Here is a 12,284-nt window from a genome sequence, read left to right as displayed (position 1 = left end):
ATTATGAACGACGCACATTTTCATTTAGCAGTAAATCATCTTCCTATTGTGGGAGTATTGATTGGATTCTTAGTATTATTAGTAGGTTTTATTATGAAAAAACCTCAAATAAAAAACACCGCATTAGGCATTTTTATATTTAGTGCCGTAACAGCAGTAGTAGCTTTTTTAACAGGAGAAGGAGCTGAAGAAATTGTAGAGAATTTACCTGGAATTAGCGAGACATTAATTCATAAACACGAAGAGTATGCAGAATTGTTTTTTACAATGATGCTGATTTTAGGAGGAGTATCAATAATAACCTTGTTTTTAGAATATAAAAAGTTGCCGTTTTATAAATATGGCTTTGTTGTGTGTTTATTGCTTTCCGTTGCCTCAATTGGGATTTCTAAATATGTAGGAACAAGTGGCGGCGAAATAACGCATATCGAAATTAGAAACGATGCAAATGTAATTCAGTTAGATTCTCAAGATAATGACTCCGATGATGATTAAAGATGTTTCTGAATATTGCTCAAACTTGCTTACCACTTCAAAATGTAAGGAACTGCCTTTTCATAATCTTGAGCATACTAAAGAGGTCGTTCAAAATGTAAAGTATTTATGTGCAGCAATGGATATCAATTCAGTAGAAACAGATTTGTTAATTATTGCAGCTTGGTTTCATGACACAGGATTTTCTAAAACATACAAAGAGCACGAGGCAGAAAGTATAAAAATTGCTAAAAAGTTTCTTTCCAGTATAGGAATGGAAAGCAATAGTATTAGTACAATTTGTAATTGTATAGAAGCCACAAAGATGCCTCAAAGTCCAACAGATAGATTATCTGAAATTCTGTGCGATGCAGACATTTTTCATATAAGTAACTCGCATTTCTTTTACAGAAAATTATTGCTTCGTAGAGAATGGGAGTTATTCTGTGATATTAAAACAACAAATAAAGAATGGCATTTATTGAATCTCAAATTTTTAAAAGAGCATCACTTTAGAAGTGATTATGGAAAGCAAACTTTAGAAATCGGCAAGCAGGAAAATCTTCATAAAGTTGAAAACATTTTAAACTATTTCAATGAATAATAATTTTCCATACTCAAAATACAATTTTAATAATCAAGATTTATTATCTGGGTTAACAACAGCTGAATGCGATAGACTCACAGCTAATAAAGAAATACTGAACTTTAAGGCAGGCACGCAGATATTTAAAGAAGGTACAGAGCCTAAAGGTATTTATAGAGTACTATCAGGAAAAGTAAAGAAATATACTGCTACCAATTTTGGTACAGACCATATATTTTATATCTGTGGAGAAAACGAATATCTTGGGTATCACGCTATTCTAAGTGAAGAAGAGTATCCAGACTCTGCAACTGCATTATTAGATTGTGAAGTAGCATTTATTCCTAAAAATGATTTTTTAAATGTGGTTAGCAAATCTCACCTATTATCGCAACGCTTGCTTAAAAATTTAAGTCACGAATTTGGAGTTTTTTTAAATGCAACTAAAATATTAGCACGTTACACGGTTAGAGAACGCACGGCAATAAATCTATTGATTTTACAAAGAAAATTCAGCGTTAAAGAGAGTCTTAAAGAAATTGAAATAAACAGAGAAGATCTTGCAAGTATGGTAGGTACGGCAAAAGAGTCCTTGGTACGAATGTTGAAAGATTTTAAAGAAGAAAAGCTTATTTCTACTAAGGGTAGAATCATTTTTATTGAAGACCTTGAAGGGCTTGTAAAAGCAAGTAATTATAAATAAAATTGATAAATGTCAATGTAAGAATAAATAGCTTTTAACGTTAAACTAAATACCTTTACAGATTATAAATTATTATGAAAAAAAACATTTTTACATTACTTGTGCTACTATTAACTATTAGCGGAGTAACCGCTCAAGAATGGCATACGGATTTTGCAAAAGCAAAGAAAACAGCAACCGAAGAAAATAAACCTATAATTCTTGTTTTTCAAGGATCAGACTGGTGTGCGCCTTGTATAAAATTAGATCGTGAAATTTGGAGTACGGAAGCCTTTAAAAAGTACGCAAGTAAAAACTACGTGATGCTTCAAGCAGACTTCCCAAGAAAAAAGAAAAACGCATTGAGTGAATCTCAAACTGCAGCAAATGCAAAATTGGCAGAGGCCTATAACAAAAATGGGATTTTTCCTTTCATAGTTATACTTGACGCTAACGGAAAAGTATTAGGAGAAACGAGTTATAAAAAGACGACGCCAGAAGCGTACATTGAGGAACTAAACACTTTTACCAAGTAATTTGAAGAATCTAATCACTTTATCATTATTGTTCTTTTCAGTTGTCTGTATAGCGCAACAGCCATACAAACGTACACTCAAACTAATGGGTAGTCGTTTTGACATAACCGTAGTTGCAGAAAATGAAAGTATAGGAAATAAGTATATCGATACTGCTGTAGCCGAAATTACAAGAATAGAAAAACTGATTTCTTCTTGGGATACCAATTCTCAAACATCAGAAATTAATAGAAATGCTGGTATCAAAGCTGTAAAAGTAGATTCAGAATTGTTTCAATTAATTGAAAGAGCAATAGGTATTTCAAAATTGACAGATGGCGCTTTTGACATTAGCTATGCATCTATGGATCGCATTTGGAAATTTGATGGTAGTATGACAGAGATGCCTTCCGAAGAAAAAATAAAAGAATCTGTTGCTAAAGTTGGCTTTAAGAACATCATCTTAGATAAAGAAAATAGTACAGTCTTTCTCAAGTTAGAAGGAATGAAAATAGGCTTTGGAGCTATCGGAAAAGGATATGCGGCAGACAAAGCTAAGTCTTTGTTAATCTCTAAAGGAGTGTCATCAGGCATTATAAACGCCTCTGGAGATATGAATACTTGGGGAAAACAACCTAGTGGTAAAGAATGGAAAGTAGCCATCACAAATCCAATGGATAAGGATAAGGTATTTGCGCTATTGCCTATTACAAATGGTGCTGTTGTGACCTCTGGTAATTACGAGAAGTTTGTAAAATTTAATGGAACACGCTATTCCCACATTATTGATCCTAGAACAGGATATCCATCTAGCGGAATTATAAGTGTAACAGTTTTTGCGCCCAAAGCAGAACTTGCCGACGCACTCGCTACGTCTGTATTTGTTATGGGTAAAGATGTAGGATTGAGCAGAATAAATCAGATGCCAAAGATAGAATGTATCATCATTGATGATAAAGGAAATATCTTCAAATCAGACAACATAAAAATAGACAAAATATGATAAAGAGATTAATGATAGCGGCAGTAATAGCTACCTGTTTAAGTAGTTGTGTAGTCGTAAAAGAATACGAAAAAGTAAATATCAATGATCCAGATATGGCATTGTCTGAAAAGAAGTGTGATCGTAATGTAACCACAGCACATTCCTATCGCGAAGCAGCGGTAGGTGCAAATGGAGGAAAAACTGGAGGAGGCTGCGGCTGTAATTAACTGAATTCCTTTTTTAAGAAGCAATCGGCACTTAAAAATGTGAATTGAAGTTATTCCGCTGTATAGCGGAATCTAATTAATACAACAAAACAATTTGAAAAAATTAATTTTAGTAATGTGTGTATTCGCTTTCGCGAAAGCGTACTCACAAACAGCACAAGACTCGACTAAAGTCTATAAAAAAAGAGTACTTGAATCTGTAGAAGTAGATTTCTTATCAAGTTATTACACGCAAGATGGAGATAATGCTGCCGTAAGTGGCGGTATTGGTACTGAAGAGTTGACAGACGTTACAGGTACATTTGTGGTTTCCATTCCATTAAATGATGACGATGTATTAACGATAGATGCAGGAGTTTCTGCATACACCTCTGCTTCTTCAAGTAATGTTGGACCTTTTGACGGTGGTGGACAGGCAGATCCTTTTCAAGCTTCATCAGGTGCGTCAAGCAGCGATTTATGGGCAAACCTAACAGGAAGTTACAGTCACAGCTCAGACGACAGAAATGATATCTGGTCAGCTAAACTATCTGTGTCTTCAGAATATGATTATTTTTCTGTAGGTGTAGGAGGTAGTTATACTAAGCTCTTCAATGAGAAAAATACCGAACTAAGTGTGAACGGTAATGTGTATATAGATACCTGGAATGCTATCTACCCTACAGAGTTAAGGCCTTTTGGCGAAGGAGGAAATGGTTTAAGTAACAGATTATTTACTCAAAACACGATTACTGGAAATACAAATTACGCACCGATTTTTACTGAGTTTGCAGATGAAGGGCGTAATTCATATTCTCTAGGTTTTGGATTCTCTCAAATTCTTCACAAGAATGTTCAAGGGTCTTTAGCACTTGATTTTGTTCAGCAGCAAGGTTTATTGTCAACACCATTCCAGCGAGTATATTTTGGAGATGTTGCAGACTCTTTTATTGAGAATTTCCAACTGGCAGATGCTATAGAACGCTTACCAGATTCTCGATTTAAAGTGGCAGCAGGTGGTCGCTTAAACTGGTATCTCAATGAAACCTTTACAGTACGTACTTTTTACCGCTATTATTATGATGATTGGGGAATTACATCGCATACCGCAAGTATAGAAGTGCCTATTAAGATAACAGATAAGTTTACGCTTTATCCTTCGTACCGATTCTATAACCAAACCGCAGCAGATTACTTTAGGCCTTATGAAGAAGCATTATCCACAGATGAGTTTTACACTTCAGATTATGACTTATCTGAGTACAGTGCAAATCAATTTGGCTTTGGAGTTTCTTACACAGACATTTTTGCGAAAGCGCACATCTGGAAATTGGGCTTAAAAAGTATAGACCTTAAATTCTATCAGTACGATAGAGATACAACATTTAGCTCTAGCATCATTACCGCTGGATTTAAATTTGTGATGGACTAATTCAAAACCTCTTATCAAACTAATCTTGTTCTACTATAACAGTAGGACAAGACTTTTACAGACTAATATGAAAAATTTAATTGTAGCTTTAGTCCTTTTTTTGAGCGGAATAAGTACGGCTCAACAAGGCGTTATAGATCCTGTAACCTGGGAATCTAATATTACTAAAATTTCAGACACCGAGTACGATGTAATACTCACAGGATCAATTGATGAGGAGTGGCACGTTTTTTCTCAATTTACAAGTGAAGATGGCTCATTACCATCTGTTCTTAGCTTTGAGCAATCAGAAGGCAACTATGAGCTACTGGGCATAGCAAAAGAGAGTGAAACTGTAAAAGCATACAATGATATTTTTGAAGTAGAAGAAACTTATTTTCTTAAAAAAGTTGAGTTTACCCAGCGAATTAAAGTTTTAAACCAAGACTTAAAACAGCTCACTATAAATTTAGAGTATCAGGTTTGTAAGGAAGTTTGCATTAATAAGGAAGAGCAGTTTGTAATCAATCTGGATGGTAGTAAAGCAACGCTTGACAATGTGGTTTTAGATGAAAAAAGCAAAACACTTTCTAATAGCTTATTACTCGATTTAAAACATAAAGAACGCTTATTGTCAGACTCAGAAGAGCTTACCTCAGACGGGAATTTGTGGAAGATTTTTGTTCTTGGTTTCTTGGGAGGTCTTGTTGCGTTACTTACACCTTGTGTATTCCCGATGATACCGCTTACAGTTTCATTCTTTACAAAGCAGTCAGGGAATAAAGCAAAAGGGATTAGAAACGCAATTCTATATGGAGCCTTTATTGTTATTATTTACGTAGCGCTTAGTATTCCGTTCCACTTTTTAGACTCTGTAGACCCAGAGATTTTAAATACCATTTCAACTAATATTTGGTTGAATGTTATCTTCTTTGTGATTTTTATATTCTTTGCTTTTTCATTTTTTGGCTATTATGAATTAACACTTCCCAACTCTTGGTCTAATAAAATGGATTCTGCTTCCAGTACTGGAGGGCTTATCGGTATATTTTTTATGGCCGTTACATTGGCACTAGTTTCATTTTCTTGTACTGGTCCTATATTAGGTTCTTTGTTAGCAGGATCACTTACAAGTGATGGAGGCGCATTTCAATTAACAGCAGGAATGACAGGATTTGGAGTAGCACTTGCACTGCCTTTTGCTTTATTTGCGCTCTTTCCTAATCTTTTAAAATCCCTGCCAAAGTCAGGTGGATGGCTAACAACTGTAAAGGTGTTATTAGGTTTCGTAGAGCTTGCATTAGCATTTAAATTTTTATCAAACGCAGATTTAGTGGCGCATTGGGGATTATTAAAACGAGAGGTTTTTATTGGTATCTGGATGCTTATATTCTTGCTAATGGCTTTATACTTTTTTGGAGTCATAAGATTCCCTCACGATGGTAAAAAGAAGTTTAGTTTCCCAAAAGTTTCGTTTGCAGTTTTAGTGGTAGCCTTTGTTATTTATCTTGGTACAGGACTTACTAAAAATTCACATCTTAAATTATTAGCAGGCTTTCCACCACCGACCTTTTACAGCCTTTACGAGCAAGAATCAGATTGTCCGTTAGGATTAGACTGCTTTAAAGATTTTGATGAAGGTATCGCTTTCGCGAAAGCAAACAACAAACCCATATTATTAGACTTTACTGGTTGGGCTTGTGTAAACTGTCGAAAGATGGAAGAAAATGTGTGGAGTGATCCAAAAGTATATCAGATTTTAAAAGATGAATACGTACTTATATCCTTGTACATAGATGATAGGAAAGAATTGCCAAAAGAAGCTCAATTTAGAATGAAGCTCAATGAAAATCATTTAAAAGATATAGAAACCATTGGAGACAAATGGTCAACGTTTCAATACCTAAATTTTCAAACTGCATCGCAACCATTTTATGTAACAATGACCTCTGACTTAGAAATTTTAAACGAAGCGAAACAGTATTCAGGTGTGGATGAATATTATGAGTGGTTGGCTAAAAGTTTAGAAACGAAAGGAAATTAGATTTTAAGACTTACTTTCATACTAATTGATTGTGAGATAATTAGATTAATATCATCTGTCAAAAAGTTTGAACTCTGTCCCTTCGAGGTCACTGAATAAATCCTAATACGTTATATAATAATGTGTTAGGATTTTATTTTTTTAGACATAATCATCAATTACCATTTTTTAATTTAATCTTTTTATAGCTTAATAAGTATTTGTGAATTCAAGTCTTATAAGAATCTTGACTGATTCAAGTATTTTTAATTAATATTTTGAGTTCTTCAATAGTGTTTATGTTTTGTAAAGCATTATAATCTTCAGGTTTGGTTTTTACACACTTACAATTAATTTTTTCTAATAATCTCACTAATTTTAAATGGTCATTATTTATAGCTGTTTCAAATTTAGTAACAAGCTTTTTAGAGTACAAACCAATTAAAGGATATGTTCTATTATTATCAGCAACATATAAAACAGTATTACTTTTGTCAAATTTATCAACCAAATAAGTTTTTAAAACAGATGAAGTAATCTTTGGTATATCACAACTTAAAATGATATTGGTGTCAGTATTGGTGTGCAAAAGTGCCGTGTAAATACCACCAACAGGTCCTTTGTTAGGATAAGTATCTGGAATTAATGGATAACCAAATTTTTTGTAATCATCATTTCTAGTTACTAAAAAAATGGAATTGGTAATCGGTTTTATAGCATCAATAACCCAGTCAATAAACGTTTTGCCCTTGTAGATTATCAACCCCTTTTCGGTTTGCATTCGACTATTAGTGCCTCCACATAAAATATAAGCCGAAATAGTATCTTCTTTATTCATTATAGAATTAAAGTTTTGTACACCTTTACTTTAATTGATTTGCTAATTGGTGTTTGGCTTTTTCTAGCGTACTGATTAATTGGTACTAAAGGATTTGTTTCAGGGAAATATGCTGCTAAATTCCCTTTAGGAATGTCATAAGGAATTACTTTAAAGTTCTCTATTTTCCTTTCTTTATTATCATAATAACTAGCTAAATTAATTACATCCTTGTTTTTTAAATCTAATCTATTCATATCTTCAATATTCATCATAACTATACGACGTTCGCCTAAAACACCACGATATCTGTCATTCATGCCATAAATAGTAGTATTAAACTGATCATGAGAACGAATTGTCATTAAAACAAATTCATCATCATTTGTTTTAATATCTGAAAGTTGGCACAAGCTAAATTGCGCTTTACCATCTGGAAGTTTTGAAAAATCTAAATCACGAACGTTGTTAGGAAGGTAAAACCCATTTTTTTGAGCTTTATGAGTTACTCCTTTATAAGCTTTACATACGTTTTCAATTTTTTCTCTTATCAAATCATAGTTCTCGCTTAATGTTTTCCAATTAACATTATGATTTCCTCCAAAAAAAGAATTGGCAATTCCTCCAATAATTTCAGGTTCACTTTTTAAATTCCCAGAAGTTGGTTTTAAAGTTCCTCGTGTAGTATGAACTTTTCCCATACTGTTTTCTACAGTTAAAAAGCGTTGATTTCCTGACCTTTCATCTATTTCTGTTCTACCAAGAGTAGGTAAAATTAAAGCTGTTTTGCCTGTTATTAAATGTGAGCGGTTTAACTTGGTGCTAATCTGTACAGTAAGTGAGCACTTTTCCAATGCTTCTGCTGTATAATAACTATCTGAAGCTGCAGAAGAAAAATTACCACCTAATGCGACAAATATTTTTGCTTTATTATTGTGCATGGCTTCTATGGATTCAACGACATCTAAACCTTGTTTTTTTGGTGCTTCAAAATTGAATTCTTTTTTAATAGCATCGTTAAGGTCTTTTGAAACATAATGCATAATTCCAACAGAGCGATCTCCTTGAACATTACTATGTCCACGAACAGGACAGGTTCCTGAACCAGGTTTACCCAAACTGCCTTTTAATAATAGTAGATTAACACACTCTTTAATATTATCAACAGCATTTTTATGCTGAGTTAACCCCATTGCCCAACAAATAATAATTTTACTTTTACTAGCCAAAAGGTCAACTGTTTTATCAATTAACTTTTCCTCAACACCACACAATTCTAATAAATATGTAACATCATACTTGTCTAAATCTTCTAACAGGTTTTCTACTCCAGAAGTATATGTTTCAATAAAATCCCAATCAAAAACACCTTCTTTTTGTTCTTCTCTATCTTTAAGTTTCTTTAAAATTAGTTTTAATAAAGCAACGTCCTGATTAATTTTCACTTGTAAATAAATATCTGCAAGAGCAACACCAGGACTACTGTATCCACTAATTTTCTGTGGGTTTTTAAAGTTGATTAATCCTACTTCCTTTAAAGGGTTTATGGCTATTATTTTTCCATCATTACGTTTACACTTTTCAAGAGAATTTAGCATTCTTGGGTGGTTTGTTCCTGGGTTTTGTCCAAGAATCATAACAACTTCTGCTTGCTCAAAATCTTTAAGTTTCACAGAGCCTTTTCCTATTCCTAAAGTCTCTGATAAAGCAATTCCACTTGATTCGTGACACATGTTTGAACAATCTGGTAAGTTGTTAGTTCCGAAAGCGCGGACAAATAATCCATATAAGAAAGCAGCCTCGTTACTGCTTCTTCCCGAAGTGTAGAATATGGCTTCATTCGGATTATCTAATTGTTTAAGCTCATCAGTAATTAAAGTGAATGCATCATGCCAAGAAATTGGTTTGTAATGTACTTCATTAGGATAAAGAACCATAGGCTCTGTAAGTCTCCCACTTTTGCCAATTTCATAATCTGTCCATTGAGACAATTCCTCAACAGAATAATTCTTAAAAAAAGAAGCATCTATCTTTTTTGTTGTAGCTTCTTCTGCTATAGCTTTTACACCATTTTCACAAAACTCCCCTAATTTTGATCGCTTTTCTGGATCTGGCCATGCGCAACCAGGACAATCAATACCTTCTACTTGATTTAATTTAGATAATGTTTTTAATGAGCGACCAATTCCCATTTCGTTAAAAGCATGTTGTATTGCTACTTTAACTCCTGTTAATCCAGCAGCTGATTTTGATGGTTCTTTTAATTGTAGATTACTAAACTCAATTGAGCCAGTAACAGAAACATTCCTTTTACGATTTTTACTCATGTTTTTCATCTTTAAAATTTATAATAGTTTTTGATTTAGGATTAATTAAGTCGATTTAAAAAATCTAAATACTGTGTGTTGTTTGGATAAAGGTTAACTAACTTGGATAAGATGTTTTTAGCTTTATTAGTTTGACTGGTATTTGAATAATGATACGCCAAGGCATATAATAAACTTTCATTGTTTGCATCAATCTTTAATCCGTTAATGAGTGTTTGTTCTGCATTTTTGCTATCTTGTTTTTTACCATATAACAAACTTAAATTATAATAAGCACGTGTGTTATCGGGCATATAATTAACAGCATTTTGCATCTGTACTATGGCATCATCAGTACGATTTAATTCAGCATATAATAAGGCCAAAGAATAATAAACTGGGCCAAATTCTGGTTCTTGCTCAGTAATTGTTTTGAATGTTTCTTCTGCCTTTAATACGTTATGATTACGATAATATAAGTTTGCTAAATCCAACCGTATTTGATTATTTGTATTATCAATTTCTAAAGCGCTTTCATAGCCTTCAATACCTCTTTCTAAATCGCCCTTTTTTATATAATAGATGGCTTTTTTAATTCTTCCTCCAACAAAATCAGAATTGGTATTTAAATGGTTAAAAAACTCTTTTTTAACTTTTTGATAACTGCTTTTATATTTTTCAGGTATTTGGAACTCTGTTAAACCTCCAAGCCCATAAAATGCTTTTACTCTTACACTTCTTTTACTATCCTCTAACAATGGTAAAAAGTAAGCTGCATAATCGTTAGTATTTACCTCACTCAATACATCGATAGTAGTTCCTCTAACCAAAGGGGATTCATCATTTAAAAGCGCTAGGTATTGCTCTATTAAATTTTCCGCGTTGTAATTTGAAAGCGCTCTAACAGCAGAAGCTCTTGCCATTTCTGGCTGTGTTTTGTCATTCATTAATTCGGCTAAACCTATATGAGCATTTGGTTCGTGAACAATTCCAGGAGCTAATTTTTCTGAAAAATGTATAGAGTCTACTTCTCCATATTGCTTTTTGAATTCTTCCCAAGCCCATTTATCATCCTTATCTTCATGACATCCAGTACAAGCATTCGGCGAACCATACTTTAAGCTTAGATCTGGCCTCGGAATTCTAAAACTATGGTCTCTTCTAAAATCATTTCCCATATAGTATTTCCCTGTCATATGGCAATTGATACATTGAGAAGCCTCTGTATCCTCTTTATGAAAGTAATGTTTAGGTGTGTCATATTTTTCAGGTAAATGACACTGAGCACATAATGTATTGCCCTCAAATTTTAATTTTAATGAATGTGAATTGTGGCAATTATTGCAAGTCACATTGTTTTGATACATTTTACTTTGAACGAATGAACCATAAACATATACTTCATCTAATATTTGACCATCTGGATAATACAAACGGTCGTTTAGTACCTGAGGAAAATAATGGTCGAACATAGTTCCTTCAAAATTAAAATTAGTAGAGTATTGTTCTCTACGCATATGGCAACGCGCACATTGATCTACTAATTCTTTTGGTTTAGTATCTAAAGTCATATGCATAGTTCCGGTTGAAGTATAACTGTCTCCTAATCTATTAACATCCTCCACATGTTGTTTTCCAGGACCATGACAAGCTTCGCAGTTTACGTTGATTATGGCATATTTAGTGTCGTAGCTATGTGTTTCTTGGTTGTAATTTTTTCTAACATTGGTTGAGTGGCAATCTGCACACATATTATTCCAGTTTAAACCTCCTCTAGACCAATGTAACCATTCAGAATGCACAACCTTAAAATCTGGATATAAGTCAAACCATTTATTTTCTACTGAATCCCAAGCAGTTCTTAAACATTGGTAATGTCCATCAGGAAATTGTACGATATACTGTTGGAGAGGTGTGATTCCAAATGTGTAGATTACCTTGTAATCATGGTATTTCCCATCTGGCCCTTCAGTATTTGCGTAAAAGGCGTTGTCTTTTTTATAGAAATGTGATGTAATTCCTTGGCTTGTGAATTTCTCACCATTAAAACCAGCCAATACAGAAAAACTATCTGCAATTTGCATTGCTTTATCATGATGCGACCCTTGCCAGTCTTTAAATTCTTTTATATGACATTCTTTACAATTGTTATCGCCTAAAAAATGGCTATCTGAGATTTGTTTTCCTGATAAAAAAACAGATTCCTTTTTATCGATTCCTTCGTAACTATTTTTGTCATTACATGACAAAATAGTTGAAAGGTAGACTAATAATAGAAT

At 33.4% G+C, this 12,284-nt stretch carries 11 protein-coding genes; 8 read left to right on the top strand and 3 right to left on the bottom strand.

Annotated features, from left to right (window positions below):
- The first annotated feature begins 3 nt into the window (after nucleotides 1-3).
- From QZZ53_RS00575 to QZZ53_RS00540, 8 genes are all read left to right on the top strand, one after another.
- Nucleotides 4-495 carry a hypothetical protein gene (locus tag QZZ53_RS00575; protein WP_296380366.1) on the top strand — a complete coding sequence of 164 codons (492 nt, stop codon included), beginning with the start codon at nucleotides 4-6 and terminating at the stop codon, nucleotides 493-495.
- Nucleotides 485-1,078, top strand: coding sequence for an HD domain-containing protein (locus QZZ53_RS00570; protein WP_296380364.1), 594 nt, complete (start codon nucleotides 485-487; stop codon nucleotides 1,076-1,078). The genes QZZ53_RS00575 and QZZ53_RS00570 overlap by 11 nt, the downstream gene beginning before the upstream one ends.
- Nucleotides 1,071-1,763: a Crp/Fnr family transcriptional regulator gene (locus QZZ53_RS00565; RefSeq protein WP_296380362.1), complete on the top strand. Its 693-nt coding sequence runs from the start codon at nucleotides 1,071-1,073 to the stop codon at nucleotides 1,761-1,763. The genes QZZ53_RS00570 and QZZ53_RS00565 overlap by 8 nt, the downstream gene beginning before the upstream one ends.
- 74 nt (nucleotides 1,764-1,837) lie before the next feature.
- Entirely contained in the window at nucleotides 1,838-2,278 is a 441-nt protein-coding gene (locus tag QZZ53_RS00560; RefSeq protein ID WP_296380359.1) for a thioredoxin family protein, read from the top strand.
- Between the two features lies 1 nt (nucleotide 2,279).
- On the top strand, nucleotides 2,280-3,260 hold the full coding sequence (locus QZZ53_RS00555; protein ID WP_151674513.1) for an FAD:protein FMN transferase: 981 nt from the start codon (nucleotides 2,280-2,282) through the stop codon (nucleotides 3,258-3,260).
- Nucleotides 3,257-3,469: a DUF4266 domain-containing protein gene (locus QZZ53_RS00550; protein ID WP_092132195.1), complete on the top strand. Its 213-nt coding sequence runs from the start codon at nucleotides 3,257-3,259 to the stop codon at nucleotides 3,467-3,469. The genes QZZ53_RS00555 and QZZ53_RS00550 overlap by 4 nt, the downstream gene beginning before the upstream one ends.
- Before the next feature lie 115 nt (nucleotides 3,470-3,584).
- Complete coding sequence (locus QZZ53_RS00545) at nucleotides 3,585-4,880, top strand: DUF3570 domain-containing protein (RefSeq protein WP_092132440.1); 1,296 nt, start codon at nucleotides 3,585-3,587, stop codon at nucleotides 4,878-4,880.
- A 67-nt stretch (nucleotides 4,881-4,947) separates the two neighbouring features.
- Nucleotides 4,948-6,903 carry a cytochrome c biogenesis protein CcdA gene (locus QZZ53_RS00540; RefSeq protein ID WP_296380352.1) on the top strand — a complete coding sequence of 652 codons (1,956 nt, stop codon included), beginning with the start codon at nucleotides 4,948-4,950 and terminating at the stop codon, nucleotides 6,901-6,903.
- Nucleotides 6,904-7,138: 235 nt separating this feature from the next.
- On the opposite strand, the gene QZZ53_RS00535 is transcribed toward QZZ53_RS00540, so the two are convergent.
- From QZZ53_RS00535 to QZZ53_RS00525, 3 genes are all read right to left on the bottom strand, one after another.
- Nucleotides 7,139-7,720: a molybdenum cofactor guanylyltransferase gene (locus QZZ53_RS00535; RefSeq protein WP_296380349.1), complete on the bottom strand. Its 582-nt coding sequence runs from the start codon at nucleotides 7,718-7,720 to the stop codon at nucleotides 7,139-7,141.
- Nucleotides 7,720-10,026, bottom strand: coding sequence for an FdhF/YdeP family oxidoreductase (locus QZZ53_RS00530; protein WP_296380348.1), 2,307 nt, complete (start codon nucleotides 10,024-10,026; stop codon nucleotides 7,720-7,722). Before QZZ53_RS00530 ends, QZZ53_RS00535 begins: the two co-directional genes overlap by 1 nt.
- A gap of 41 nt (nucleotides 10,027-10,067) precedes the next feature.
- Nucleotides 10,068-12,284: tetratricopeptide repeat protein (locus QZZ53_RS00525; protein ID WP_365940152.1), on the bottom strand; the 2,217-nt coding region annotated here is incomplete at its 5' end.

It is taken from the genome of Winogradskyella sp., from assembly GCF_016744625.1.
In the GTDB taxonomy this organism is placed as follows: Bacteria; Bacteroidota; Bacteroidia; order Flavobacteriales; family Flavobacteriaceae; genus Winogradskyella.
Note: the sequence above shows the minus strand (reverse complement) of the source record. Positions and strands in the feature narration are given on the sequence as shown.

Excerpts from the sequence above, each read along its gene's own strand:
- QZZ53_RS00570 (WP_296380364.1), top strand. The coding sequence starts at position 485 with ATGATGATTAAAGATGTTTCTGAATATTGCTCAAACTTGCTTACCACT.
- QZZ53_RS00550 (WP_092132195.1), top strand. The coding sequence starts at position 3,257 with ATGATAAAGAGATTAATGATAGCGGCAGTAATAGCTACCTGTTTAAGT.
- QZZ53_RS00535 (WP_296380349.1), bottom strand. The coding sequence starts at position 7,720 with ATGAATAAAGAAGATACTATTTCGGCTTATATTTTATGTGGAGGCACT.
- QZZ53_RS00560 (WP_296380359.1), top strand. The coding sequence starts at position 1,838 with ATGAAAAAAAACATTTTTACATTACTTGTGCTACTATTAACTATTAGC.
- QZZ53_RS00540 (WP_296380352.1), top strand. The coding sequence starts at position 4,948 with ATGAAAAATTTAATTGTAGCTTTAGTCCTTTTTTTGAGCGGAATAAGT.
- QZZ53_RS00530 (WP_296380348.1), bottom strand. The coding sequence starts at position 10,026 with ATGAGTAAAAATCGTAAAAGGAATGTTTCTGTTACTGGCTCAATTGAG.
- QZZ53_RS00565 (WP_296380362.1), top strand. The coding sequence starts at position 1,071 with ATGAATAATAATTTTCCATACTCAAAATACAATTTTAATAATCAAGAT.
- QZZ53_RS00575 (WP_296380366.1), top strand. The coding sequence starts at position 4 with ATGAACGACGCACATTTTCATTTAGCAGTAAATCATCTTCCTATTGTG.
- QZZ53_RS00545 (WP_092132440.1), top strand. The coding sequence starts at position 3,585 with ATGTGTGTATTCGCTTTCGCGAAAGCGTACTCACAAACAGCACAAGAC.